25 protein-coding genes, 1 tRNA gene and 1 pseudogene are annotated in these 25,657 nt (G+C 61.8%); 14 read left to right on the top strand and 13 right to left on the bottom strand.

The window, feature by feature from the left end:
• The coding region (locus B2Z70_RS02425) for a CoA-transferase (protein ID WP_292980578.1) at positions 1 to 277 on the top strand (277 nt) is incomplete at its 5' end.
• A gap of 77 nt (positions 278 to 354) precedes the next feature.
• Here the strand turns inward: B2Z70_RS02425 and B2Z70_RS02420 are convergent.
• The 4 genes from B2Z70_RS02420 to B2Z70_RS02405 all read right to left on the bottom strand — a co-directional run bounded on the left by B2Z70_RS02420 (position 355) and on the right by B2Z70_RS02405 (position 3,651).
• Positions 355 to 1,740 carry an L-serine ammonia-lyase gene (locus tag B2Z70_RS02420; protein WP_292980575.1) on the bottom strand — a complete coding sequence of 462 codons (1,386 nt, stop codon included), beginning with the start codon at positions 1,738 to 1,740 and terminating at the stop codon, positions 355 to 357.
• 2 nt (positions 1,741 to 1,742) lie between these two features.
• Positions 1,743 to 2,009 carry an Lrp/AsnC ligand binding domain-containing protein gene (locus tag B2Z70_RS02415; RefSeq protein ID WP_009800860.1) on the bottom strand — a complete coding sequence of 89 codons (267 nt, stop codon included), beginning with the start codon at positions 2,007 to 2,009 and terminating at the stop codon, positions 1,743 to 1,745.
• A gap of 13 nt (positions 2,010 to 2,022) precedes the next feature.
• A complete protein-coding gene (gene kynA, locus B2Z70_RS02410; protein ID WP_292980572.1) occupies positions 2,023 to 2,871 on the bottom strand; it encodes a tryptophan 2,3-dioxygenase in 849 nt (282 codons plus the stop codon).
• A 105-nt stretch (positions 2,872 to 2,976) separates the two neighbouring features.
• A complete protein-coding gene (locus B2Z70_RS02405; protein WP_009800862.1) occupies positions 2,977 to 3,651 on the bottom strand; it encodes a fumarylacetoacetate hydrolase family protein in 675 nt (224 codons plus the stop codon).
• Positions 3,652 to 3,775: 124 nt separating this feature from the next.
• On the opposite strand from B2Z70_RS02405, the gene B2Z70_RS02400 reads away from it, so the two are divergent.
• A complete protein-coding gene (locus B2Z70_RS02400; RefSeq protein WP_292980568.1) occupies positions 3,776 to 4,984 on the top strand; it encodes a BaiN/RdsA family NAD(P)/FAD-dependent oxidoreductase in 1,209 nt (402 codons plus the stop codon).
• 7 nt (positions 4,985 to 4,991) lie between these two features.
• Positions 4,992 to 5,495, top strand: coding sequence for a DUF8051 family protein (locus B2Z70_RS02395; RefSeq protein WP_292980565.1), 504 nt, complete (start codon positions 4,992 to 4,994; stop codon positions 5,493 to 5,495).
• A gap of 7 nt (positions 5,496 to 5,502) precedes the next feature.
• Here B2Z70_RS02395 and scpC read toward each other — a convergent pair whose 3' ends face one another.
• The 3 genes from scpC to B2Z70_RS02380 all read right to left on the bottom strand — a co-directional run bounded on the left by scpC (position 5,503) and on the right by B2Z70_RS02380 (position 9,317).
• Complete coding sequence (scpC, locus tag B2Z70_RS02390) at positions 5,503 to 6,999, bottom strand: succinyl-CoA:acetate CoA-transferase ScpC (protein ID WP_348764640.1); 1,497 nt, start codon at positions 6,997 to 6,999, stop codon at positions 5,503 to 5,505.
• A gap of 91 nt (positions 7,000 to 7,090) precedes the next feature.
• Positions 7,091 to 7,792, bottom strand: coding sequence for a VIT1/CCC1 transporter family protein (locus B2Z70_RS02385; protein WP_292980559.1), 702 nt, complete (start codon positions 7,790 to 7,792; stop codon positions 7,091 to 7,093).
• A gap of 94 nt (positions 7,793 to 7,886) precedes the next feature.
• Positions 7,887 to 9,317, bottom strand: coding sequence for a DUF1254 domain-containing protein (locus B2Z70_RS02380; protein WP_292980556.1), 1,431 nt, complete (start codon positions 9,315 to 9,317; stop codon positions 7,887 to 7,889).
• An 84-nt stretch (positions 9,318 to 9,401) separates the two neighbouring features.
• Between B2Z70_RS02380 and B2Z70_RS02375 the strand changes: the two genes are divergently transcribed.
• A complete protein-coding gene (locus B2Z70_RS02375) occupies positions 9,402 to 10,040 on the top strand; it encodes a TetR/AcrR family transcriptional regulator (protein WP_009800868.1) in 639 nt (212 codons plus the stop codon).
• Between the two features lie 53 nt (positions 10,041 to 10,093).
• Here B2Z70_RS02375 and B2Z70_RS02370 read toward each other — a convergent pair.
• Positions 10,094 to 10,181 (bottom strand) — tRNA-Ser (locus B2Z70_RS02370).
• Positions 10,182 to 10,493: 312 nt separating this feature from the next.
• On the opposite strand from B2Z70_RS02370, the gene katG reads away from it, so the two are divergent.
• The 9 genes from katG to B2Z70_RS02325 all read left to right on the top strand — a co-directional run bounded on the left by katG (position 10,494) and on the right by B2Z70_RS02325 (position 19,870).
• A complete protein-coding gene (gene katG, locus B2Z70_RS02365) occupies positions 10,494 to 12,812 on the top strand; it encodes a catalase/peroxidase HPI (RefSeq protein ID WP_292980553.1) in 2,319 nt (772 codons plus the stop codon).
• A 139-nt stretch (positions 12,813 to 12,951) separates the two neighbouring features.
• Positions 12,952 to 13,545 (top strand): septal ring lytic transglycosylase RlpA family protein, encoded by a 594-nt coding sequence (locus B2Z70_RS02360; RefSeq protein WP_292980550.1) that lies wholly within the window; start codon positions 12,952 to 12,954, stop codon positions 13,543 to 13,545.
• A gap of 55 nt (positions 13,546 to 13,600) precedes the next feature.
• Complete coding sequence (locus B2Z70_RS02355) at positions 13,601 to 14,746, top strand: D-alanyl-D-alanine carboxypeptidase family protein (RefSeq protein ID WP_292980547.1); 1,146 nt, start codon at positions 13,601 to 13,603, stop codon at positions 14,744 to 14,746.
• A 3-nt stretch (positions 14,747 to 14,749) separates the two neighbouring features.
• Positions 14,750 to 15,385, top strand: coding sequence for a dTMP kinase (tmk, locus tag B2Z70_RS02350; RefSeq protein WP_292980544.1), 636 nt, complete (start codon positions 14,750 to 14,752; stop codon positions 15,383 to 15,385).
• Positions 15,382 to 16,422, top strand: coding sequence for a DNA polymerase III subunit delta' (locus B2Z70_RS02345; RefSeq protein WP_292980541.1), 1,041 nt, complete (start codon positions 15,382 to 15,384; stop codon positions 16,420 to 16,422). Before tmk ends, B2Z70_RS02345 begins: the two co-directional genes overlap by 4 nt.
• A 6-nt stretch (positions 16,423 to 16,428) precedes the next feature.
• Positions 16,429 to 17,211, top strand: a complete 783-nt coding sequence (locus B2Z70_RS02340; RefSeq protein WP_009800874.1) for a TatD family hydrolase — start codon at positions 16,429 to 16,431, stop codon at positions 17,209 to 17,211.
• Positions 17,212 to 17,393: 182 nt separating this feature from the next.
• Positions 17,394 to 18,071 (top strand): MBL fold metallo-hydrolase, encoded by a 678-nt coding sequence (locus B2Z70_RS02335; protein WP_292980536.1) that lies wholly within the window; start codon positions 17,394 to 17,396, stop codon positions 18,069 to 18,071.
• A gap of 160 nt (positions 18,072 to 18,231) precedes the next feature.
• Positions 18,232 to 18,996 carry a response regulator gene (locus B2Z70_RS02330; RefSeq protein WP_292980533.1) on the top strand — a complete coding sequence of 255 codons (765 nt, stop codon included), beginning with the start codon at positions 18,232 to 18,234 and terminating at the stop codon, positions 18,994 to 18,996.
• Positions 18,997 to 19,066: 70 nt separating this feature from the next.
• Positions 19,067 to 19,870: a response regulator gene (locus B2Z70_RS02325; protein ID WP_292980530.1), complete on the top strand. Its 804-nt coding sequence runs from the start codon at positions 19,067 to 19,069 to the stop codon at positions 19,868 to 19,870.
• Here B2Z70_RS02325 and B2Z70_RS02320 read toward each other — a convergent pair.
• Positions 19,867 to 20,250 (bottom strand): response regulator, encoded by a 384-nt coding sequence (locus B2Z70_RS02320; protein WP_292980527.1) that lies wholly within the window; start codon positions 20,248 to 20,250, stop codon positions 19,867 to 19,869. The two genes, B2Z70_RS02325 and B2Z70_RS02320, sit on opposite strands and share 4 nt — an antisense overlap.
• A 7-nt stretch (positions 20,251 to 20,257) precedes the next feature.
• Positions 20,258 to 22,570, bottom strand: coding sequence for an ATP-binding protein (locus tag B2Z70_RS02315; RefSeq protein ID WP_292980524.1), 2,313 nt, complete (start codon positions 22,568 to 22,570; stop codon positions 20,258 to 20,260).
• A gap of 132 nt (positions 22,571 to 22,702) precedes the next feature.
• Here B2Z70_RS02315 and mazG point away from each other — a divergent pair, with 132 nt between their 5' ends.
• Positions 22,703 to 23,575, top strand: a complete 873-nt coding sequence (gene mazG, locus B2Z70_RS02310; protein WP_348764641.1) for a nucleoside triphosphate pyrophosphohydrolase — start codon at positions 22,703 to 22,705, stop codon at positions 23,573 to 23,575.
• Here the strand turns inward: mazG and hflX are convergent.
• The 3 genes and pseudogenes from hflX to B2Z70_RS02295 all read right to left on the bottom strand — a co-directional run.
• On the bottom strand, positions 23,572 to 24,903 hold the full coding sequence (gene hflX, locus B2Z70_RS02305) for a GTPase HflX (protein WP_292980518.1): 1,332 nt from the start codon (positions 24,901 to 24,903) through the stop codon (positions 23,572 to 23,574). The genes mazG and hflX overlap by 4 nt on opposite strands.
• Positions 24,900 to 25,157 (bottom strand): RNA chaperone Hfq, encoded by a 258-nt coding sequence (hfq, locus tag B2Z70_RS02300; RefSeq protein ID WP_009800894.1) that lies wholly within the window; start codon positions 25,155 to 25,157, stop codon positions 24,900 to 24,902. Before hfq ends, hflX begins: the two co-directional genes overlap by 4 nt.
• Positions 25,158 to 25,257: 100 nt before the next feature.
• Positions 25,258 to 25,657 (bottom strand): annotated as a pseudogene (locus B2Z70_RS02295) (hypothetical protein); the annotation flags it as partial.

Genomic DNA, 25,657 nt, shown 5'->3' with positions numbered 1-25,657 from the left:
GGGCATGGGCGGCGCGATGGATCTCGTTGCCGGTGTGCAGCGCGTCGTGGTGATCATGGATCACACCAACAAGGCGGGTGAGACCAAACTGCTCAAGGAATGCTCCCTGCCGCTGACCGGCAAGGGCTGCGTGGACCGCGTCATCACCACGCTGGGCGTATTCGACGTGGTCGAGGACGGCCTCAAGCTCGTCGAACTGGCTGACGGCGTCACCCTTGAGGAGATCGCCGAGAAGACCGAAGCCAAGTACACCGTGGCGGACGGCCTGGCGGCTTAAGCGGCTGACCTCTCTGAAAACAGAAAACCCCGGGGCACGCACTCCGGGGTTTTTTGTTCGTCAGGACTGAAAAGAGATCAGCACACCGGGACGTTCACCGCGAGACCGCCGGTGGAGGTTTCCTTGTACTTGTCATTCATGTCCGCTGCGGTCTGGGCCATGGTCTCGATCACCTGGTCCAGTGACACCTTGTAATCGGCATCCTGGCTCATCAAGGCGAGGCGGGCGGCGTTGATCGCCTTGATCGCGCCAATGGCGTTGCGCTCGATGCAGGGGATCTGCACCAGCCCACCCACCGGGTCGCAGGTCAGGCCCAGATTATGCTCCATGGCGATCTCGGCGGCGTTCTCGATCTGACGGTTCGTGCCGCCCAGCGCCGCGGCCAGACCGCCGGCCGCCATGGAGCAGGCGACGCCGACTTCACCCTGGCAGCCGGCTTCGGCGCCCGAAATGGACGCGTTCTGCTTGTAGAGCGCGCCAATGGCGGCGGAGGTCAGGAAGAAGCGCGCAATGGCGTCCGGATCATTGGACCGTCGATGATGACGATCATAATAGCGCAGCACCGCAGGGATGATCCCCGCCGCGCCATTGGTGGGCGCGGTGACGACCTTGCCGCCCGCCGCGTTCTCTTCATTCACCGCCATGGCCCAGAGATTGACCCATTCCATGGAGGCGAGGGGGTCCGTCTCGGCGCGGGCGGCTTCCGCCATCAGTTTTTCGCGCATGACCGGCGCGCGGCGCTTCACGTTGAGACCGCCGGGAAGCACCCCGCGCTGCCCCAGACCGCGATCAATGCAGCCTTCCATGGTCTCGGTGACCCTTGCGATCCAGCCGCGCACCTCGCCCTCCTCACGGAAAGCGGTTTCATTGGCCATCATCAGCTCGGGGATGGTCAGGCCTTCGCGATCACAGATCTCCAGAAGCTCATCGCAGGAATTGAACGGATAGGGTTCCCCCTTGAGCGCCTCGGCCGCAGAGTTGCGGCCCGCCTCGGCTTCATCAATGACGAAACCGCCGCCAATGGAGTACCAGATTTCTTCGCGCAGGACTTCACCTTCCTTGTCAAAGGCCATGAATTTCATCGCATTTGAGTGGAAGGGAAGGCGTTTCTCGCCCCGGAACAGCAGGTCGTGTTCCCGGTCGAAGTCGATCTCGCGGCGGTCCAGCAGTTTGAGGGTTTTCTCGGATGTGATGCGCTCGATCCGGGCTGGCAGGGCATCAGGATCGGCGCCTTCAGGCGTCACGCCTTCCAGACCCCACAGGATCGCCTTGTCAGTGGCGTGACCCGAGCCCGTCAGCGCCAGCGAGCCATAGGCTTCCGCCTGCACGCGCGCGACCTTCTCAAGGCCATGCTCTTCCTCCACGCGCTCCAGGAACAGGCGCGCGGCCTTCATCGGCCCCACGGTGTGCGAGCTCGACGGACCGACGCCGATCTTGAAGAGGTCGAAAACGCCAAAATGCATGATCAGTCGAGCCCTTGTCCGCGATCAGGCGTGAAGGCGTTGAAACAGATCAGGGTCTGGGTGTCCTTCACCCCGGAAATGGTCTGGACGGACTTGTTCACGAAGCGCCCGATATCCGCATCATCCTCAACCGCAAACTGGGCCAAGAGATCAAACTCGCCGGACACCGAATGCACCTGACGCGTCTCGCTCACCGTGTCCACGATCGCGGAGGCGACGTCATAGGTGCGACCCAGCTCGCATTTGATGAAGATGTAAAAGCTGCGCATGTGCGCCTCCTGATCAAAGTTGGGTGCGGACGGTCCAGAGTTCCGGGAACAGACGCAGATCGAGCGCCTTGACGAGATAACTCACTCCGCCCGAACCGCCGGTGCCGCGGCGGAAACCGATGATACGCTCGACGGTCTTCATATGGTTGAAGCGCCATTGCTGGAACTTTTGTTCCAGATCGACCAGCTTTTCCGCAAATTCATAGAGTTCCCACCAGCGCGCCGTGTCGAGATAGACCTCGCGCCACATGGCTTCGATCTCGGCGGACGGTTCGTAGGATTGCGACCAATCGCGGTCGAGTTGGGCTTCAGGCACCTTCGCGCCCTGACGCGCGGCAAGCTTGAGCGTCTCGTCATAAAGCGAGGGCGCATGAAGGGCCTGGGTAACGGCCGCATGCGCTTCGGGCTCATTGGCGAAGACGCGAGACAGGGCTGCGTTCTTGTTGCCCAGACGATATTCGAGAATGCGGTATTGATGGCTCTGAAAGCCCGAGCTTTGCCCCAAAGCGTCGCGGAATTTCAGGTAATCGGCGGGCGTCATGGTCGATAGCACCGACCAGGACTGGGTCAGCTGTTCCTGGATGCGCGCGATCCTGGCGAGCATCTTCATCGCCGGACGCACTTCATCGTTCTGTAGATGGGCGAGGGCGCCGTCGAGCTCGTGCAGGCAGAGCTTCAGCCACAGCTCGGACGCCTGATGAATGATGATGAACATCATCTCGTCATGCTGATCGGTCAGCGGGGCCTGGGCGCTGAGCACCTGTTCGAGTCCCAGATAGCGGCCATAGGAGAGGCCCTTGTCGGGATCCCAATGAATGTCCTCGCCCTGGAGATCGACCGAGGTCTTGAACGGCTCGCTCATGACTTGTCCTTTCGCACCGCCCGCATGTAGACAGGACCGCGCAGACGGGCAAGCCGCACCGCCTGTCTTCGCCAGAGCCGCATAAGGCGGAGCGCTTTGACCCGGTCAGACCAGGGTGAAGCGAAGGGGAGGCAGATTTGAGACGACCGCTTCCACCTGGTCCCCCGGCATCACCGGCCCAACCCCCGCCGGCGTGCCGGTATAGATGAGATCGCCCGGCTCAAGCCGGAAAAGGCCTGACAGGTGTGACACCACTTCGGCACTTGACCAGATCATCTGTTCGAGATCGCCTGTCTGGCGCGTCTCACCATTGACGCTCAGGCTTATGGCGCCGCTTTCCGGCGCTTGCCCGGGACGGATCAGGCCGATGGGCGCAGACTGGTCAAAACCCTTGGATGCGTCCCAGGGCCGCCCAGCCTTCTTGGCCTCGGCCTGAAGGTCGCGCCGTGTCAGGTCCACCCCTGCGGCTGCGCCATAGATCAGCATCTTCGCCCGTTCCGGGCTCAGATCAGTCCCGCCGGCGCCCAGCGCCAGAACCAGCTCCACCTCGTGATGAAGGTCCTGCGTGGCGGGCGGGTAGGCGACTTCGGGGCGCGTTGCGACTGCATCGCGAGGCTTGGAGAAAAAGAACGGCGCCTCGCGATCCGGGTCAGCGCCCATTTCACGGGCATGGTCGGCGTAATTGCGCCCGACGCAGTAAATGCGCCTCACCGGAAACTGACCACCGCCTTCCACCGGCACCATCGTTTCAACCGGCGGATTGATCACATAAGCGGTCATGACGAGGCTCCTTCACGTCGGGATTCGCTGACAGTTTAGGCAGGCCGCGCTTGCGTGGGAATGCAGGCTGTCCTTATTACGCTGCGCATACCGTTTTCGTTCCCCTGCCTTGAGCGGACGCCAGATGACCCAGTCCAAGATTTATGACGCCGTGGTTCTGGGCGCAGGCGCAGCCGGACTGTTCTATGCGGCGCAGGCGGGCGCTCTGGGTCTGTCGGTCCGGGTTCTGGATCATTCGAGCAAGCCCGCCGAAAAGATCCGGATTTCCGGCGGCGGGCGCTGCAATTTCACCAATCTGGGAACACGGGCGTCGTGCTTCCTCTCCCAGAACCCCCATTTCGCCAAATCCGCACTGGCGCGCTACACGCCTACAGATTTTCTGGCGCTCATGGAGCGTCACGGTCTGAGCTGGCATGAGAAGACACTGGGTCAGCTCTTCTGTGACCAGAAGTCCGGCGCGATCATCCAGATGCTGCTCGACGAGATGGAGAGCGTCGGCGCGGAGCTCAAACTGGGCGTCGAGATCAGGCAGGTGCGCCATGCGGACGGCGCCTTTCACCTCGAAACCTCACAAGGACCGGTGAAAGCCCAACGCCTGATCGTGGCGACGGGCGGGTTGTCCATCCCGAAGATCGGCGCCAGCAGCTTCGCCTATGATCTGGCGCGACAGTTCGGCCATGAGGTGATCACCCCCGAACCGGCGCTGGTGCCGCTGACCTTTGAGGGTCAGATCAAGGAGCAGTTCGCCAGCCTGTCCGGGGTCGCGACGCCCGTCATCGCACGCGCAGGGCAGGGGCGGTTTGAAGAAGCCATGCTCTTCACCCATAGAGGCCTGTCCGGCCCGGCGATCCTGCAAGTGTCTTCCTACTGGTCACCCGGCGAGGAGATCGGCATTGATCTGTTCGCCGGTCAGTTTGGCGCCGATCAGCTCAAGGCGCTCAAGCGCGACATGCCGATGAAATCGCTGAGCAAAGCGCTGGAAACCCTGCTGCCCAAGCGCCTTGTCGACTATATGGCGCAATCCGGTCTGATGCCGGACTGGCCCCGGCTGGCGGATGTCTCCCATGCTGATCTTGAAGCGCTCGCAAGAACCTTGTCCGACTGGCGCCTGAAGCCTGCGGGTACGGAAGGCTGGCGCACCGCCGAAGTGACGCGTGGCGGCGTCGACACGGATGGTCTCTCATCGAAGACGATGGAGAGCCGTATAGTTTCAAACCTTTATTTCATCGGAGAATGCGTCGACGTTACAGGCTGGCTGGGCGGCTATAACTTCCAATGGGCCTGGGCGAGCGCCTACGCCGCCGCACAGGCCAGTTTTGAAAGCCAATACTGAGGCTGTCATGCGTCTTCGCCAGATCGCCGCCGCGCTGCTTGCGCTCTCCGCCTTCAATCTCTGTCTGATGATCCCGGGCGGCCCGATCGAAGCCCGCGACTTCAGCGCCTATCCGGCGATCGTGCTGGCAGGGTTCAATATCTTCCTGACCGTGCTGGGCCTGGGCAGTTTCATCCTCGCCTGGTTCATGGGATTGCGGACCTACAGCAAGGGCTTGCTCGCGGGGCTGGCAGGGCTTGGGTACTTCGTGGTCTACGCCATCGATCTGGGCGGCCTCTTCCCGGTGTCCCCGGTCGCCATGCCGCACAATCTGTTCGTGCTGGAATGGCTCGGCCTCGTCCTGTCGGTCCCGCTGATCATCGTCGCGGTGCGGCTTGTAATGGTCGCGCAGGGAGGTGAGAGCCCCGAAGCGCAGCCCGCAATCACCCTGTCGCGCCCGCTGGTGATCGCGCTTGGCGGGCTCGCGCTCGCCATTGTGGTCTTCGCGACCTATGCCGCGATGTCGGGCTGATCGTAGGTCAGTTCATCCGGCCGGTTTCGGTCAGTCGCACATGCCAGGACAACGCCTCTTCGAGCACATGAGGCGTATGTCCGCCGCGCTTGAGCGCCCGGTCGTAATAGTCCTGCAAATGCTCGCGATAGGCGGGGTCCGCGCAGTTCTGAATGATCAGCGGCGCGCGTTCGCGCGGGGCGAGGCCGCGCAGATCCGCGAGCCCGTGCTCGGTGATCAGGATGTCCACATCATGCTCGTTATGATCCACATGGCTGACCATGGGCACGACCGAGGAAATGCCGCCGCCCTTGGCGGTCGCCTTGGTGACGAAGATCGACATATGACCATTGCGGGCGAAATCGCCTGATCCGCCGATCCCGTTCATCATCTGCGTGCCCGCCACATGGGTCGAGTTGACGTTGCCGTAGATGTCGAACTCGAGCGCCGTGTTGATGCAGATGATCCCGAGGCGCCGCACCACCTCGGGGTGGTTGGAGATTTCCTGCGGGCGCAGGATCAGCTTGGACTTGTAGCGCGCAAAGTCCGCCATCACCTGATGATAGCGGTCCTTGGACAGGGTGAAGGAGGAACCCGAGGCGAAATCGAGCTTGCCCGCATCAAAGAGGTCGAAGGTGGAATCCTGCAGGACCTCGGAATACATCTTCAGATTATGAAACGGGGTATCGATCAGCCCGTGCATCACCGCATTGGCGATATTGCCAATCCCCGCCTGTAGCGGCTGCAAGGTCTCGGTCAGCCGGCCCTGCTTGACTTCATGCTTCAAGAGATCCGTGAGGTGACCGGCGATGGCGCGCGTCTCGTCATCCGGGTCCGCGACCGGGGCGGAGCTGTCGAGCTTTTCGGAAATGACGATGGCGGCGATCTTCTCGGGATCGATCGGTATGAAGGGCATGCCCACCCGGCTCTCGGGCGAAACGATAGGAATGGGCATCCGCACCGGTCGCCGAGTGGGTATGAAGATGTCGTGCAGGCCTTCAAGATTGTGAGACTGGGTGAGGTTGATCTCCACGATCACCTTCTCGGCGAGGATCGCAAAGCTCGCCGAATTGCCCACCGAGGTGGTCGGAATGATCCCGCCTTGCTCGGTAATCGCGACGGCCTCGACAATCGCCACATCCACCGGGCCGAGCTGGCGCGTGCGCAGCATCTCGACGGTTTCCGACAGATGCTGATCGACGAACATCACCTCGCCGGCATTGATGGCCTTGCGCAGCGCCGGGTCCGCCTGAAACGGCATGCGCCGCTTGAGGACGTGCGCCTCCATCAGGGATTTGTCGAGATCATTGCCGAGTGACGCGCCGGTGATCAGGCTGATCTGCAAGGGATGCGTCTTCGCCCGTTCGGCCAGCGCCATGGGCACCGCCTTGGCTTCGCCGGCGCGGGTGAAGCCGCTCATCCCCACCATCATGCCGTCCTTGATCATCGCGGCGGCGTCATCCGCGCTGACAATACGGTCCATCAGGTCGCGGCGGCGGACACGGTCTTCATACATGTCAGTCATCCTTGAAGGCGGGCAGGGGGCAAGCGCCTGACTTCCATACCTGAAGCGGGCTGTGAAGCGTGGCTCCATGCCGCAGCGCGCACCGAGGGCGCTAAACCACGGCCCCAAACATCGCGCCAATGCCCGCCGTCAGCGCCATGGCGAGCGCCCCCCAGAAGGTGACGCGCACCGCCGCCTTGGTGACATTGGCGCCGCCGACTTTCGCGCCGACACCGCCCAAAAGAGCCAGAAACACCAGGGAGGCCGCGCTGACGCCCGCGCTAAGTAGCTGGGCCGGCATCAGAAGAACCATCAGCAAGGGCAGGGCTGCGCCCACCGCAAACGTCGCCGCCGAGGTGAACGCCGCCTGGATCGGGCGCGCCGTGGTGATCTCGGATATGCCCAGCTCCTCGCGGGCATGCACGCCGAGCGCATCCTTCGCCATCAGCTGGTCCGCCACCTGAAAGGCGAGGCCTTCCTCAAGGCCGCGCTCCATATAGATGCGGGCCAGCTCCTCACGCTCGAATTCTGGCTGATCGCGGAGCTCGGCGCGTTCGCGCGACAGATCGGCTTTCTCGGTGTCAGACTGGGAGCTGACCGAGACATATTCCCCGGCCGCCATGGACATGGCCCCGGCGACGAGACCCGCCACCCCGGCGATTAGGACATCCGACGTCGCCGCAGACGCCGCGCTGACCCCCACAATCAGGCTGGCGGTGGAGACGATGCCGTCATTGGCGCCCAGCACCGCGGCACGCAGCCAGCCGACACGGGCGACGAGATGGTGCTCGGCGTGTTGGTGAAGTCGGGACATGTCACCCTCCAATTGTCAGATTTCACCAGACTAACGGTCGCCGGCTCTTGCTGAAACGGAAAGTGAGAACTGGAGGCTGAGGCAATTCGTCCTGTCAGTGGATGCGCTCTATAGGCGGCACGGACCAGCTGCCAACGATCACGGCCTCTTGAGGCTCATAGGTGCGGAAGATGGCTTCAAACTTGCCCGCAGGCGTGGGGATCCAGACGATGCCGTCAGAGGTTGGCCGCTCTCGAGACAGCTGAAGAACAATCGAGCCGTCTGCGGCGCGAACAAGGTCTGAGGAGCCAGAATTGATGGAGTGCCGGTCGAGCGGCGTCTCATAGAAGAAGAGGCGACCATCTGCATCTGGCTCGTAAAGACTGAGCGACCAGAAGGCCTCAACCGGAACCCCCTCTGATGGGATCACCATCTGATAGGTTTTGGCGCCATTGAGCTCTTCGCCCGCCTCATCGGTTTCAGTCCGGAAGTATCGCGCATCTTCAGTCCTCAAGGCGCCAAACCCGATCAGCGCGATGGCGGCGCGCACCACATCATTCTCGCCATAATCGCCCAGGGTGACAGGCGGCGTGTTCCAGCCCATCCGGCTTTGTGTGCGTGACAATCCCTGCCGTACACGCGGCAGGGCGCGGGGCAGCCAGCGAGACCAGGCGAGGCGCGCGCCCAGCGACAGATCCTCCCAGGCATTGATGCGGCCGGGAACGATGCCTTTCCTGACAAAGTGCGCGGACCGCTCCACTTGAGGATGACCGGGCGAACGCCCCAGCACTTCATTGGTCAGCGCCAGAAAGCTTTCAGGCTCCATGTCCGCAGGTGCGCGCGTAATGAAGCGGCGGGGCTGGACCTCGGGATCAAGCGGCTCGACAGAGATGCCGCTCTGCACCTGCCGCGCGGCCTCCAGATCCTCAACGCCCGCCACGAAGGTGCGCGCGAGCAACCAGGCGTCATTGCTGGGCATCCGGATCACGAAAGGTCCGTCCTCAAGAGGACTGTCGGGTCCGATGATCAGATACTCGCCCGGCGCGCCTTTGCGGCCATGGGCGCCCACCATGCGCTGGTCGGTGAACATGTCCATCAGCGCGACCGACAGATAGCGTTCGCCATGCTCTGGCACGATCAGCCGGACCGGCGTTTGGGACAGTTCCAGAACCGCCGATGTGTAAAGCGTGTCATTGTTCGGCGCGGTGACAGAGCGGATGCGTTCGTCGGCGAGATCACGCACATGGATATGGCGATTGATCAGCACGTCCGCGCCGCCCGCCCGTTGCGCCGCATCCGCCAACGCCTCTTCGGAGATGAGCCTGTCCCCGACATGGATCTGACCGGAGAGGGCCTGCATGGAGCGCGCAAATTCATAGGGGCCGAAAGCGTAGAAGAAGGCTTCCACGACGGTGCCGTCGAGCGCGCCCGTCATCTGGTCAGTGCGGGAATCGGGGTCAAAGTCTGGCGCACAGGCGCTGACGCCCAGTAGTCCAAACGCTGACAGATTATACAGCGCTGCACGACGGGTGAGGGATGGTCGCATGGTATTCACCCTTTCTCAGGCGCCTGCCTTTAATGAGGAAACGATTCCATATGTACACTCGTACATATGATTGCGGAGTGAAAGATGCGTCAAGAGAACACGCCCCGACGGCGCGGACGTCGCAGAGCGGACGCGCCCGATGGCCGGGAGGCGCTGATCCGGGCCGCCACGCGACACTTTGCAGATTTTGGATATGAAGCGGCGGGGCTTCGCGCGATCGCGAAGGCCGCGAATGTCGCGCCCAATCTGGTGGCCGTGCACTTTGGCGGCAAGGAAGGCCTCTGGCAGGCTTGCGTGGACTCGTTCGGTCAGATGCTGGAGGGCAAGATTGCGGCGCTTCAGGCTCTCGCGGCTGACGAGCAGATGAGTGCGAGAGATCGTCTGGAGCTGATCATCCGCATGACCGCTTCTTTCTATGATCAGAGCGCCGATGTGCGCGGTTTCATTGCGCGCGGCAGCCTGGAGCCCGTCCCCAAAGGCCAGATCATCGCCGAGCAATTGTTGCAGCCGCTTTATGAAGCGGCGCGCCCGCTGATCCAGCAAGGCATCGACGAAAAGATCATACCGATCCAGGACCCGGCGCTGGTCTTCGTGATGATCAACGCAACCCTGGGCCAGCCCGATCGCATGGCCACAGCGCTCGCCGTGCTGTCGCCTGATACGCCGAGAGATCATGTATCCGAAAGGGTCGGCGAGGCGCTGACCAGACTGCTTCTGAACTAGGGAGAAATCGCAGGGCTCGCGGTGCAACTCGGACAAAGCAGGGCTCTGTCTGGTGGCGGAGGGGGAGGGATTCGAACCCCCGGAACCTCGCGGCTCAACGGTTTTCAAGACCGCCGCAATCGACCACTCTGCCACCCCTCCGTCACATCCGTGTTTAGCCCGGAGACAGGTGAGGGCACAAGCGCGCCCCGCTGACGCCTTGCAGTCGACGCGGCTCAAAATGCTGCACTGCCCCATAAAAAGCATTTATCGCTGCCATCAAAGCAATCATTTTGACGAAATAACGGCGCACCCTGTACAAACTGTAATCATGGCGCTCTCGATACAGGCATAGAGCGTTCCCTGTCTTTGTTTTCGCCAGAGCTCTGGCATGACTTCACATGCCCCTCATGTGCAGGCGGGAAAGCTGTGCCTGAACAAAAGCGCATATCTTTGTTCAGGGAGACTTCCGATATGACTTGGATCAACAAGGGCTTACTTCTGACGACCAGCGCCGTGATCGCACTCAGCGCATCCGCCTGCGCGACGTTTCCGGGCATGGGCATTCAGGGCGAACTCAACGACACCTCGCGTGAGGTCGCTCAAACTCAGGACTATCAGCGCCCCGCCATGGGACATGGCGTCCAGGAGCCGCGTCCCAACTCCGCCTGGTGGCCCGATCAGCTCGACCTGACGCAGTTGCGCCTCAATGAGACGACCCGATCCAATCCGCTCGGAGAAGACTTCGACTACGCGGCCGCCTTCCAGTCTCTCGATCTTGAGGCGGTGAAATCAGACCTGCGCGCGCTCATGACCGACTCCCAGGACTGGTGGCCGGCTGACTGGGGGCATTACGGTCCCTTCTTCATTCGCATGGCCTGGCACAGCGCCGGCACCTATCGCACTTTTGACGGTCGCGGCGGCGCGGGCGGCGGCCAGCAGCGGTTCGAACCGCTCAACAGCTGGCCCGACAACGCCAATCTTGATCGCGCCCGGCGTCTGCTCTGGCCGATCAAGCAGAAATACGGCGCGAACATTTCCTGGGCGGACCTGATGATTCTGGCCGGCACGGTCGCAATGGAAGACATGGGTTTTGAAACCCTGGGCTTCGCCGGCGGGCGTGAGGACGACTGGCAGGCCGAGCTTGTCTACTGGGGCGCCGAGGAAGAATGGCTGGGCAATGAGGCGCGCTATGAGGGCGGCGAACTCGAACGTCCGCTGGCGGCCTCGATGATGGGCCTCATCTATGTGAACCCGGAAGGCCCGAACGGCGTGCCGGATCCGCAACTCGCCGCGAACGCCATTCGCGACACCTTTGGCCGCATGGCGATGAATGACGAGGAAACCGCCGCGCTGATCGCCGGCGGCCACACCTTCGGCAAGGCCCATGGCGCCCATAGCCCGGAAGAATGCACCGGTCCTGAACCGGCCGCCAACGGGGTCGAGGCGCAAGGTCTGGGCTGGGACAATTCCTGTGGCACGGGCAATGGCGCCGACACGGTGACCTCCGGTCTGGAAGGCGCCTGGAGCGCGGCGCCCACCATGTGGACCATGCAGTATCTGGAGAACCTCTATAATTTCGAATGGGTCCAGAGCCGCAGCCCGGCCGGCGCCATTCAATGGATTCCCGCCAATCCGGAAGAGGCCATGATCGTTCAGGACGCTCACAATCCGGACGAGTACGAAACCCCGATCATGTTCACCACCGACCTCGCACTGAAGGTTGATCCGGCCTATCGCGAGATCACGACGCGCTTTCTGGAAAACCCCGAGGAATTCGAGGACGCCTTCGCCCGCGCCTGGTTCAAGCTGACCCACCGCGACATGGGCCCGAGCGCACGGTATCTGGGGTCGGACGTGCCCGATGTCGAACTGCTCTGGCAGGATCCGGTTCCGGCGGCTGATTACGCCCTGATCGATGATGGCGATGTCGCCGCACTCAAATCGGCGATTCTCGATACCGATCTGAGCAATGCCGAGCTTGTGCGCACGGCCTGGGCGGCGGCGTCCTCCTATCGGGACACCGATATGCGTGGCGGCGCGAATGGCGCACGCCTGCGTCTTGATCCGCAGCGCAGCTGGGCGGTCAACAATCCCGCCGAGATCAACCGTGTTCTTGCCGTGCTGGAAGGCATTCAGCAGGACTTCAATGACCGTCAGGCGGATGATGTTCGCGTATCCCTGGCCGATCTGATCGTTCTGGGCGGCGCAGCGGGGGTTGAACGCGCGGCCGAGCAGGCTGGTCATGACATCACTGTCCCGTTCGAGCCCGGACGCACGGACGCCTCCCAGGACCAGACCGATGTGGAAGCATTCAGCTATCTCGAGCCGCGTGCGGACGCCTTCCGGAACTATTATGATCCCGCCAACCGTCGCTCCCCGTCCGAACTGATGGTGGACCGCGCAGACACCCTGTCGCTGACGGTGCCGGAAATGACGGTTCTGCTGGGCGGCATGCGTGCGCTCGGAGCCAATACGGGCGACGCCGCTCATGGCGTTCTGACCGATCAGCCGGGCGTGCTGAGCAATGACTTCTTCGTCAATCTGCTGGACATGAACACGGTCTGGCGGCCGACCGACGCCGAGTATGTGTTTGAGGGCCGGGATCGTCAGTCAGGCGCGCTCAAATGGACCGCGACCGAAGCGGATCTTGTGTATGGCTCCAACGCCGAACTGCGCGCGGTGGTCGAGGTCTACGCCTTTGACGGCGCGGAAGACCGCTTTGTCGAGGACTTCGTCGACGCCTGGGTGAAAGTGATGCAGCTCGACCGCTTTGACCTTGATCGGTCCTAGCGTCCGCTTCCATCTGACCTGATGGGCAAGGGCCGCGGTTCCAAACCGCGGCCCTTGCTGCATCCATGCCGCCTGCGACACGCACTTTCGCCACACTTGGCTTGAATTACACTGGCTCCCAGCGAACCAGGGTCCGTGCATGTCCTTCACGAAACTGCGCCTGCTGCATTCAGGCCTCGCCATTCTGACCGTCCTCATGCTGGCCGGCTGTACGGGGCAGCCGCCCCAACAGCCGCGTCTGGGGCGTCAGGCGCCAGCCGTTCACCCCGCGCCGCCTCCGCCCGTGTTCACACCGGATGAGGATACGCCGCGCAGCGTGGAGACGGGGCTCGCCAGCTGGTATGGGCCGGGTTTTGAGGGTCGCCAGACAGCGAACGGCGAAATTTTTGATTCTACACAGCTGACTGCTGCGCATCGCACCATGCGACTGCCCAGCCGGGCGCGGGTGACGCGTCTGGATACGGGCGCCAGCATCATCGTTCGGGTGAATGATCGCGGCCCATATATCGACGGCCGCCTGATCGATCTCAGCCACGCCGCCGCGCAAGCCCTCGGCTTCACCGATGACGGGCTTGTGGAGGTGAGGGTGGAGGGTCTGGGTCCGGCCGATCGGCGTGACCGCGCCGCGCCGCCCGTCTTTTTTGATCCTGAAACCGGTCCGCCCGGAGATCACACGCCGTCTTTCACCCAAAATCTGGACGCCACGCTTCAGCCAAGTTCCGATGAAGGCTAGGGTGTCCGCAACCGCCGCCGATTCCGCTTCAACCGCCAATCCCGGGACCCTCATCATGCGTCGACTGCTCTGCCTGCTCGCCCTGATCACTGTCAGCCTATCGCCGTCCGCGATGGCGCAGAGCGCGTTTGACACGCGCGCCTCCCACGCCGTGATCCTGGATTACGAGAGCGGGGACGTGCTGTTCTCCAAGAATGGCGAGGAGCCGATGCCGCCGGCCAGCATGTCGAAGCTGATGACCGCGCTCATGGTCTTCGAGGCCCTTGAGGACGGACGGTTCACGCTCGACACCTCCTTGCCGGTCAGTGAGAACGCGTGGCGGCGAGGCGGAGCGGCCTCGGGGTCCTCCACCATGTTCCTCGATGTGAACTCACGCGCCGAAGTCGGCGATCTGATCCGGGGCATCATCGTGCAATCAGGCAATGACGCCTGCATCGTGGTGGCGGAAGCGCTTGGCGGCACGGAAGAGAACTTCGCCCAGATGATGACCGAGCGCGCCCATGAGCTGGGTTTTGAGAGCGCCAGCTTCGCCAACGCGACGGGCTGGCCCGATCCTGATCACCGGATTTCCGCGCTGGATCTTGCGCGCCTGGCCCGCCACATCATCGAGACCTATCCGCAATACTATGACATCTATTCGGAAACCGAGTTCACCTATAACGGCATCCGTCAGTATAACCGCAATCCGTTGCTGGGCGTGTTTGACGGCGCGGATGGGCTGAAGACCGGCCATACCGAGGAATCCGGCTATGGCCTTGTCGCCTCGGCGGAACGCGACGGCGAGCGTCGGATCGTTGTTTTCAACGGCATGGACTCCAATCGCGCGCGGGCGGATGAATCCGAGCGCCTGATGCGGGCTGCGTTCTCAGAATTCTCGACCGTGGACCTTGTCGAGGCCGGCGAGGTTCTGGGTGACGCCGAGGTCTATCTGGGCGTGGCCCCGCGTGTGGAGCTGCGCGCCGCTGAAAACCTGTCCTTTGGCCTGCATCGTCGCGATCGCGACGGCGTCACCGCCGAACTGGTCTATCAGGCTCCCCTGCATGCGCCGGTTCAGGAGGGGGACATTGTCGGTCAGCTGGACGTCACCTTGCCCGATGGTCGCGAGATGAGCGTGCCGGTTGAAGCCGCCCAGTCTGTGGCCCGCAAGGGCGCGATGGGCCGGGCTGGCGCGGCCTTGGCGCGTCTGATCCGTGGCGGTTGATCCATGACCCAAGGTCGTTTCATCACGCTGGAAGGCGGGGAGGGCGCGGGGAAGACCACGCTGGCCAAGGCCTTGTCTGAGTCCCTGGAATCGCAGGGCGTCAGAACCCTGATCACGCGAGAACCCGGCGGCACGCCCAATGCCGAAGCCCTGCGCAATTTGCTGGTGGAGGGTGATACCGAACGCTGGTCCGCCCTGTCTGAAACCCTGTTGTTGTATGCCGCGCGCGTTGACCATGTGGAGCGCCTGATCCGGCCCTCCCTCGATCAGGGCATCTGGGTGATCTGTGACCGCTTCTCGGACTCAACGCGCGCCTATCAGGGCGCTGCGGGCGGCATGTCGACCGCGCAGATCGATGAGATCGACCGCGCCAGTATGCATGGTTTTGGCCCGGACCTCACCTTTGTCGTGGATCTTGATCCTGAGACCGGCCTTGAGCGCACGCGTCTTCGCGGCGAAGGCGCCACGCGCTTCGAGCGCAAGCCGGCCGCCTTTCACCATGCTCTTCGCGTCGCCTTTCTGGATATCGCACGCGCGGCGCCAGAGCGCTGCGTGGTGCTTGATGGCGCCATGCCGGCGGATCAGGTTGCGGCATCGGCCTTCGATATCCTGACCCAACGCCTCGGAGCGCTGAAGTGAGTGACGAGGATCGCCCAGAAGCGGACCGGGAAGGGGGGCTGCCCCACCCTCGTCGCGTCTACGACCTGTTCGGACAGGATGCGGCGCTCAACGAGGCCGAAGCCGCGATCAGCAGCGGGCGCATGCATCATGCCTGGATGGTGTCGGGGCCCAAGGGCGTGGGAAAGGCGAGTTTCGCCTACCGTCTGGCCCGACGACTGCTGGGCGCCCGGGCGACTGACGAGGCGGGACTGGCGAGCGATCCGGACGATCCGGTCTGCCGCCGGCTTGAAGCGCTGTCGCATCCTGACTTCCTTCTGATCCGTCGCCCCTATAACGACAAGACCGGCAAGCTGAAGGGCGAGATCCCGGTCGAGGAGGCGCGTCGCGCGCCGGAATTCTTCTCCAAGAGCGCCAGCGGCAAGGGGTGGCGGGTCTGCATCGTCGACAGCGCAGACGAGCTGAACGTCAATTCCGCCAATGCTTTGCTGAAAACTCTTGAAGAACCGCCTCAGCGAGGCTTGCTCATTCTTATCGTGAATACGCCCGGACGCCTGCTCCCGACGATCCGATCGCGCTGCCGTCGTCTGATCCTTCGCGCGCCCAGCATTGAAGCCACGACGCAATGGCTCATGGACCGCCACCAGATGAGTGCTGATGAAGCGCAGCGCGCCGCAATGCTGGCGCAGGGCGCGCCGGGCCGTGCGCTCGCTTTGGCGGAAACTGATGCGCCCGCCTTGATGGCCACCATCGATACGGCCTTGTCCGGTCTGCCGCGCCTTGATCGCGCGGCCATCGCACAAATCGCCGCCTCGGCTACGCGCAAGGGCGGGGAGCAAATCAAACCGATCACGCTCGATTTTCTGGTGGCTGACGCTCAGAACCGCGCCCGCGCCCTGGCGCTTGAAACCGGCGGTGCGGACAGGGCGGGCGCCTGGGTGGAGGCGGCCGACCGCCTGACCCGTCTGGCGAGAGAGAGCGAAACCCTCTACCTCGACCCGAAACAGACACTCTACGCCGCATTCGGGCTGATGCAGGATGCGGCCCAAGCAGACTGAGACCTGATGCTGATCGACACCCATATCAATGTTCATGGCGAGGATTACGCCAACGATCTGGACTCCGTTCTGGACGCCGCTCGGGATGCGGGCGTCTCTCCGATGATCGCAATCTGCTGTCGCCTGCATGAATTCGAGCAGGTCGCCGCCATCGCGGAAAAGCATGACGACGTCTATTGCACCATTGGGGCCCACCCGCATCACGCCAAGGACCGGCCTGACATCACAGCCGATGAACTGCTGGACATCGCCCGGCATCCCAAGGTCGTCGCCATTGGCGAGACCGGACTTGATTTCCATTACAATTACAGTCCGGCCGAAGATCAGTATCCCTCACTGCGCGCGCATATCGAGGCGGCGCGTCGCGCTGATCTGCCGATCATCCTGCATTGCCGGGACGCCGATCAGCAGATGGCGGAGCTTCTTGAGGACGAAATGGGGAAGGGGGCGTTCCGGCCGCTTCTGCACTGCTATACCGGGGGCTCCGAGCTGGCGCGACGCGCGGCCGCGCTCGGCGCCTATTTCTCCGCATCGGGCATCATCACTTTCAAGAAGGCCGAGGATGTCCGGTCCGTCTTCCGTGACATCGTGCCTGAGGACCGGGTGATTGTGGAGACGGACTGCCCGTATCTGGCGCCTGTTCCGCATCGGGGAAGGCGCAATGAACCTGCATACTTGCCACATGTTCTTGACAAGCTGTGCGAGGTGAAGGGCTGGTCATCCGAGGAAGGCGCCGAACGCACCACGCAGGCGGCTCTGCGTCTGTTTGACCGGATCCGCATCGCATGACGTCGGGCCCGGTGATCAGAGCCCGCATCCTGGGCTGTGGATCATCAGGCGGCGTGCCGCGCATTGATGGAGACTGGGGGGCGTGCGACCCCAGGAACCCGAAAAATCGACGGTCCCGCTGTAGCTTGCTAGTGGAACGCGCACACAGCCTGGAGGCCCTCAAGGCAGGCGAAGCCACGCGCTTGCTGATTGATACATCTCCGGATTTACGTGAGCAGATGCTCTCGGCAGGCGTCACCAGCATTGATGGCGTCGCCTTTACACACGCCCATGCGGATCAGGCGCACGGCATTGATGACGTCCGGGCGTTTGTCTATCGACGCGGCGCCCGGCTCGACGCAATGATGAATTCGCAAACGCAGTCGCTGTTGCGCGCGCGCTTCGGCTACATCTTTGAGACGCCAGAGGGCTCAGGCTATCCGCCGCTCATGCGGGATCATGGCCTTGAAGCGGGCCAGACCGCCAGCATTGACGGTCCGGGCGGTCAGATCGAACTTTCGCTCTTTGATGTGGTTCATGGACGGGAACCGTGCAGCGGCGTTCGCATCGGGCCGCTGGCTTACACGCCGGACGTGAACGGCCTCGACCAGAAAGCCATGCAGGCGCTGTCAGGGACAAGCCTCTGGATCGTGGACGCACTGCGTGACAAGCCGCATCCCAGTCACGCGCATGTCAATCTGGCGCTCGACTGGCTGTCGCAGATAAAGCCCCGGCTTGGCGTCCTGACCAATCTTCATATCGATCTTGATTACAAGGACCTCCTGGAACGCCTGCCAGAGGGCGTCAGGCCGGCTTATGACGGCCTCCAGATAACCCTCGCGCCGTCAGATGGCGCCTTGATTGATCTGAGCCGCATATAATCCAATTCTTTTCTCATAATATGTCTTATGCGCACTTTCTCGGTAGGTCTCACTGGCCCGCATTGGTGACAAACTTCAAATTAAACACGTTTGTTATCTTGATATTCTCAACCCGCCCCTCACACTCCTGAATAAGTTCACTGAGTGATGGAGGCGATTCATGCCGACCTCGACAGATCTATCGGACCTGCGCCGCACCTTCCTGAGCCGGGCCCATGACGACATCCAGGCCTTGCACGCCCGCCTGCAGACCGATGGAGGATCTGGCGTTGATCCAGAATTGCTGGATGACATCGCGAGGCTGTCGCATCGACTCCTGGGGTCGTACGGATCCTTTGGTTTTCCAGCCATGGCTCGCAATTTCGAGCTCATCGAGGAGGTCGCCCTCACCCAGCTTTCTTCGGACCTTGATGCTCGCCCCGCATTGGAACAGACGCGCCTGCCGGACATGATCGCCGACATGCTCGATCAGGCGGGCGTGCTCAGAGATCTGGGCTATGAGCCCCGTACCGAAGACCTGTCAGTGTCGCCCCTTGTGGACCCCAGGGACAACAAACGCATTCTCTTTGTGGATGACGACACCAATCTGCATGGCCTCGCTGAGATGTATCTCAAGGAGGAAGGTTATTCTTCAGTCGTTTACGAGACATGCGCCAAAAACGCGGTCGAATACCTCAGCGCGCATTCCGTCGACGCCATAATCTGCGACTGGCAACTTGAGGGCGACAATGGTCTCGACCTGCTCAGGAAAGTTCGCTCGGGCGGCTTGCAGCCCTCACGGGAAACGCCGTTCATTTTCATGACCGTCCCCTCCTCAAAGCAGGCGATCGAACGCGCCGGCCTGTACCGGCCGGATGGCTATCTCCTCAAACCCTTTGACGCGCATCGCCTTCATGGCGTTCTGGGGCGCGCGCTCGCGAACTGATCGGACACGGTGGGTAACGATTGCAATAGAACCCTCGCATAGAGTGGGCCCAGCCTTAACGGAGTCCTGTATGCCCAGCGCAAACCCGAGACGCGTCGTCGAACAGTTCTGCAACAGGTTTCCAGAACAACTTGCCACCTTGACCCGGATCATGGGTGATGACAAGGCATCCCAATTCGAGCTCAAGCAGAACCTCAAATCTCTACATGCGGAAAGTCACCGTCTGAAAGGCGCTGCGTACTGCATGGGATTCCCGATCCTGGGGGCGCAGTTCTTCAAGCTGGAACAGGATGCGGATGAGCTCCTGCAATCGAAACAGGACATCACGCCGAAGCGCATGGAGCGCATCTATGTCAGCTTGAGCAAGATCGCGAAACTGCGCAGCTATGTCACGGTCGACCATTCCAAGCTGGTGCAAAGTTTTGAGAATCCAGCGCCAAGATCCTATGGGGATGACCAGGCCGATGCCCTTCGAAAGCTCCTGAAGGTTCAACGCATCCTCTTTGTCGAGGACGATATATCCGTGCGCAATCTCGTGCGGGAACTTCTGACGGATATCGGCGTCGGCGAAGTTCGTATGGCGAGTTCGGGACAGGAAGCCTTGGCGCTGATGCGCACCTACACGCCGACCATGTTGCTTTCTGACTGGTACATGCAACCTGTAGACGGCTTGTCGCTTCTCAGGCAGGTGCGCTCTGGTCAGGCCCGCCTTCCCAGCCAGACCCCCATCATCTTTCTGACGTCAGAGAACAACGCCGAGAAAATTCACTCCGTGATCCGGAACGGAGTCGACCATGTCCTCATCAAACCCTTCAATCGGGCTGTGGTCATGCGCGCCATCAGCCGGATCGCCCAGCAACAACGTCCGCACTAGCCGTCCAGATCTTCCCAGATCTTCAGCAAGCTCTCCGGCAGGGTCATCGGATCGAAAGGCTTGACGATGACCGACTGGGCGCCCGCGCTGATATAGGCGTCAAGTTCATGGGATTGCGCCTTGGCCGTCATGAAGATCACGGGCGTGTTCATGAATTCCGGCTTCTGTCTGAGCGCCGCCAGAACCTCCAGCCCATTCATTCCAGGCATCATCATGTCCAGCATGATCAGCTGGGGTTCGTCTTGCCCAAGCCTGGCGAGCGCTGTTGGCCCGTCCTCGTAAAGCTGCACGCTGAAGCCGCCGATCTCACTGAGCGACATGTTCAGGATCATCCGGATATCCGGGTCATCCTCGACACACGCGATCCTCTTGAGCGTCATCCGATGATCATCCGATCTGGGTCTGGAGGCTGATGAAGTCAGTCGTCTCGTCGACGAGGGGGTCAACGGCGACGGCGTCAACGATCGGAAGCAGGATATGGAAGACTGTCCCCTCACCGACCTTGGTGTCGAAACTGATCTCCCCATCAAAGGCTTCAACGAGGTTCTTGGTGATATTCAGGCCAAGGCCATTCCCGCCGACGCGACGTGTGGTCGAACTGTCAGCCTGGGAGAAGCGGTCAAAGATGCGCGGCTGGAACTCTTCCGGAATTCCGGGGCCATTGTCGGCCACGGAGATCCGGATATGGCCGTCCTCAAGCCTGCGCGTGAGAATTGTCACGGTCTCTCCGGCCGGGGAATATTTCGCCGCATTGGACAAGAGATTGACCAGCGCCTGGGTGAAGCGTGACACATCCAGACGGACGGGCGGGTCATCGGCCTTCAGGTCGAGCACGAATTGGACATCATGCTCCTCGGCCAGAACGCGATGGCTTTCCACGACATCCTGCACGAGGTCATCACAGGGCACCTCTTCCATCCGGTATTCCAGCTTGCCGGCGGCGATCTTCTCAAGATCGAGGATGTCATTGACCAGATGATGCAGACGATCACAGCTACGTTGGGCCATATCCAGCAATGTGGACGCCTTCTGGTCATCCTTGAACTTCGCCTGCAGGCGTGCCTGAAGCAGGCTCAAGGAGCCCAGCATGGATGTCAGGGGCGTTCTCAGCTCATGGTTCACGGTGGAGACAAACTCGTCCTTCATCACCTCCATCTGCTTGCGCGCTGAAATATCCCGGATCATCAAGCCGAAAAGCTTGCCGTCAGCCCTCTGGACATCGCTCAGGGTCAGCTCGACAGGCAGGGGCTCAGCATTCTTCATGCATGCTTCCGCCTCGAAGGTTTCACCCACCAGATGCTGCTCGATGAAACACGAGATCTTCCGGACAGCTCCCTCACGCTCCTGCCGGACGCCATCCGGCAGCAGGACTGAAATATCCTGGCCGATCAGCTCATCCTCTGCATATCCGAACATGACTCTTGCGGCTGGGTTCAGGGACTGAATGGATCCGTCCGGCCGCATCAGGATCAAGCCGTCGATGATGTTCTCGAATGTATTGGCGCTCAGCTCATTCTGCTTGAGGGCCTGCGTCATCTCCATGAAGGCGCGACCCAGCTCGCCGATCTCGTCATTATTGCTGAAACTGATCGCTATGGGTTCCCGGGACTGGCCATAGGTGAGCACGGCCTCGGTCAACTCTCCCAGGGGACGGGTCAGGCTGGTGACAAAGAGCAAAGACCCAATCGCGGTCAGCACCACCAGGCTGACCGCTAGCAACATGGATTGCTGGCGAATGGCGTAGGCGCCCTGCATCAGCGCTTCGTTCGGTTCGCCAACCAGAATCCGGAAGATCAGACCGTTCCCGCCACCCTCACCTGCTTCCAGGGTGTGGAGGACATAGGTGTAACCGTCGACGTCCTGAAGCGCTTCGGCATCCAGACTGAGGAGTTCAGGCGGCTCGAAGCCCGCCTGGAAGGCGAACTCATTGCGCACCACGCCCTGGTCCGGAAGGTAATGGATGAAATTGTCCTGGGAATCCGAGATGTAGACTTCATAGTCCGGCGCGGCCTCTAGCAGCGCCTCTTCCATGATCACGCGTATGTCGGAATTGATCACGATGATCCCGATAGGGTCGCCTTCGGGCGTCCGCACAGAGACGATGGTCCTCACCGTTGGCGTCATGTCCCCGCTGGGACCGCCAAACTCGCGATTGACCGTAATGGGAGAGGTGTAGATGGCGTCCTGCGGCGTCATCAATCCAGGCTGGAAATAGAACTCCTCTCCCTTCCTCTGAAGCTCCTGCGCATCAACGATTTCATACCCTTCGGCCAAACGGTTGACGCGGACGATCTCTCGCCCGCCATCTTCTATGCCAATAAAGCGGATTTGCGTGTATTCACGCTCAACCTCGAGATGGGACCTGAAGATGTCCGCCAGTCTCTCCCGCCAGGTCTCGAGCGTGCTGCCATCATATGGGTCGACGCCATTGTTGGCTTTTGCCCGTATGATGCCCTCGATGGGCGGCGTATTGCGGATGATGAAGGCCTGATCATTCGCAATCTGGAACGCGCTTTGTATGTGAGCGGCGACCACGCGGGTCTCGGCATGCAGCTCCGCGCGCGCCGCGGTCCGGCTCATCGAACTGGCCTGGATGAAATTCGCAAATCCCACAACCATGGCGACGGAAACCGTCACCGTGACCACAAGGATGAGAATCTTGGCGCGAAGGGAGACAGTTGTGAGAATCGTGATCTCCATAAACACAACCAATGAATGCGATCAGGTTCGGCTGTGCAACTGAAAAAACAATGAACCATCAAGCGCGTTTCCGGCGCCCCTTTCCCAAGGACACCGACTTCCCTTATTCAGCAGGGAATCTGTTTCACCCGAATGCGCTGGATGATGATGACCGATAACCCCGACACTGCAGCCTGCTTTCCCTATCGTGATCGCGAGGCCATCGACTCAAAGCCGGTTGGAGCGCTGGATCGTTTGCTCGCCATCATGGACAGGTTGCGCGATCCCGACGGCGGTTGCCCCTGGGATATCGAACAGACATTCCGCACCATCGCCCCCTACACGATCGAGGAGGCCTACGAAGTCGCGGACGCGATCGAGCGTGAAGACATGGCTGAACTCAAGGACGAGCTCGGCGATCTTCTCTTCCAGGTCGTTTTCCATAGCCAGATGGCGCAAGAGGAAGGCCTCTTCCGCTTCGAGGACGTCGCCGACGCGATTTCAGAGAAGATGTTGCGTCGCCATCCCCATGTCTTCTCGGATGCGGATGCGCGGGACGCCCAATCCCAGATCAGCGCCTGGGAGGCCCAGAAAGCAGAGGAACGCGCGGCGAAGGCCGATAAAGACCCGTCTGTGCTGGCCAATCTGCCCGTCGCCCTGCCCGCCTTGTTGCGGGCTGAGAAACTCTCCAAACGTGCGGCCCGGGTCGGGTTTGACTGGCCGGACATCGATCAGGTTCTGGACAAGATCGAGGAAGAATTGACTGAAGTCCGGGAGGCCATCGCCGAGGACGACCCGGCGCATATTCACGAAGAGATCGGAGATCTCCTGTTCGCGGTTTCCAATCTCGCGCGCAAACTCCAGCTGGATCCGGAAACCGCACTGCGGGACGCCAACGCGAAATTCGAACGTCGTTTCCGCGGCGTGGAAGCGCGTCTGACCCGCGAAGGCGGGAGTGTTCAGGAGGCCGACCTTGAAACCATGGAAGCCCTGTGGCTCGCGGTCAAAACCGAGGAGCGGTCCTAGTCAGCCAGGCTGTCAGCCTCTTCGAAAACGCCATAACGCTGGTTGAATCGGCCGGCGTCCGCTTCACTCAGGCGCACATGCACGCTCACCACGCCCGTATCGCGATCTGTGGTCTCTGACAGGATCGCGCCATGGCGATGCACAAAGGCCAGCGCTTCCGCATCAGACGGGCCGAACTCCAGGCGCAGAGCGACATCATCAACGGACAGGGCCAGTTCGACCTGTTCCAGAAGCGCGTCAACGCCCGCCCCCGTCACTGCGGAGGTCACGATGCTGACAGGCCCGTTCTCCCGCTTGGGCAGCTTGGCGCGCCAGACCAGCTCTTCATGATCCTCAGCCGACAGCTGATCGGACTTGTTCCACGCTTCAATGACGTGCTGGTCTGCTTCTGCTCCGGCGCCCAGGGCGGCCAGGACCGATTCCACATCCGCCTTGCGGCCTTCATGGTCGGGATCGGCCATGTCGCGCACATGGATGAGTACATCCGCCTCGATCACCTCTTCGAGTGTCGCGCGGAACGCTGCAATCAGCTCGGTCGGCAAGTCCGTGATGAAGCCCACCGTATCACTCATCAGGACGCGGCGGCCTGAGGGCAGTTTGACGCCGCGCACCGTGGGATCCAGCGTGGCGAACGGCATGTCCTTGGCGAGAACCTGTGCGTCCGAGAGCAGGTTGAAGAGGGTCGACTTGCCCGCATTCGTGTAACCGACAAGGGCGACTGTGGGCCAGGGCGCGGTCTGGCGCTTCTTGCGGTGCAGGGAGCGGGTGCGCTTGACCTCGTCCAGCTCGCGGCGGAGCTTGGCCATCTTGTCCGCGAGAATACGACGGTCCGTTTCGATCTGGGTTTCCCCCGGACCGGCCAGGAAGCCGCGACCGCCGCGCTGGCGCTCAAGGTGGGTCCAGGTGCGCACAAGGCGCGAGCGCTCATACGCCAGGCGCGCCAGCTCGACCTGCAATCGGCCCTCGCGCGTTTGCGCGCGCAGGCCGAAGATCTCGAGGATCAGACCGGTCCGATCAATCACCTTGGCATTGAGCTTCTTTTCCAGATTGCGTTGCTGGATGGGGCTCAACGCAGCGTCAATGATGACGACCGTGATCTCGGCGTCTTTCACGCGTTCAGCGATCTGCGCGATCTTGCCGGTGCCGAAGAAGCCGCTCGACTCAACACGACGCAGCGGCTCTATGCGGGCTTCCGCCGTGACCAGATCCAGAGCTTGCGCCAGGCCAATGGCCTCTTCCAACCGCGCCTGAGCGCGATTGGCGTCCGTCCCCGGATATTGCGGAGAGAGAACGAGTGCGGTTTGCGGCGCGGGCTTGCGGTCGATCAATCCTCGGCGTCTCCTTCGGCCTCGTCCTTGTCAAACAGCTGGACGGGCTGGCTTGGCATGATGGTGGAAATGGCGTGCTTGTAGACAAGCTGGATCTGGCCTTCGCGGCGAAGCAGAACGCAAAAATTGTCAAACCAGGTGACAACGCCCTGAAGTTTTACGCCATTGACCAGAAAGATGGTGAGAGGAGTCTTGCCCTTGCGAACCGTGTTGAGAAAAACGTCCTGCAGGTTTTGTTTCTTATCGTTAGACATCGGCCTTATCGCACTTGAATTCCGGCGCAATCCGTGCGCCCCCTCAGTTAGGTAAACATACCTTGGCCCGGCTGCAACAGGATTGCCTGTCAGCGCTCAGTCAGTCACGCGCGAAGATGACATAAAACGCGGCGGCCGCAGCCAGCACTTCCAGCCGTCCCAGCACCATGATGAACCCGGATACCGCCAGCGCTGCTGGCGGAAGCGCTGCGTAATCAACGCCTGCCAGCGGTCCCGCATTCACAAGTGAAGCCGTTGACACCATCCAGGCCTGTTCAAAGGTCACTCCAGCGGCGCCAAGCGCCACGGCCCCGAGTCCGAGCGCGGCCGGATAGGCCAGCGCATACACCCAGACGCCGGCGAGCGCCGAATCACTGACAGGCCGACCAATGAACCGGGTCCGGACCGCAGCGGACGGATGGCTGAGAGAGGAGAGCTCGCCTCCCGCCCGGCGCAGCAGGAGCAGGATGCGCGGCATCTTGATGCCGCCGGAGGGGGAA

Origin of the sequence: Oceanicaulis sp. UBA6590, assembly GCF_002433705.1 — a bacterium.
Classification (GTDB): domain Bacteria; phylum Pseudomonadota; class Alphaproteobacteria; order Caulobacterales; family Maricaulaceae; genus Oceanicaulis.
The sequence above is the reverse complement of the archived record's forward strand: the minus strand, read 5'-3'. Positions and strand labels throughout refer to the sequence as shown.